The organism is Lentilactobacillus hilgardii DSM 20176 = ATCC 8290, assembly GCF_000159315.1.
Lineage (GTDB): Bacteria > Bacillota > Bacilli > Lactobacillales > Lactobacillaceae > Lentilactobacillus > Lentilactobacillus hilgardii.
Window position 1 is genome coordinate 1 of the sequence record NZ_GG670093.1, and the last position, 222, is coordinate 222.

The following is a 222-nucleotide window of genomic DNA, read 5'->3' on the forward strand; positions in this document are numbered from 1 at the left end:
TAAATTCAAGCGTCTCCAACAGTCGCATGAATTATATACAATGGGTCATTACATTGAAGCCGGTGTGGCTTATTACAACGCCACCGGTAATGAAAAAGCTTTGGACATTGCTAAACGCATGGCCAACTGTATCGATAACCACTTTGGCCTTGAAGAAGGCAAAAATCCCCGGCTATGATGGTCATCCCGAAATTGAATTGGCTTTGTCCCGGTTGTATGAAG

Annotated in this window: 1 pseudogene; it reads left to right on the plus strand. The window is 43.7% G+C overall.

From position 1 onward, the window contains the following. Window positions 1–222: pseudogene (locus HMPREF0519_RS13580) on the plus strand (beta-L-arabinofuranosidase domain-containing protein); the annotation flags it as partial.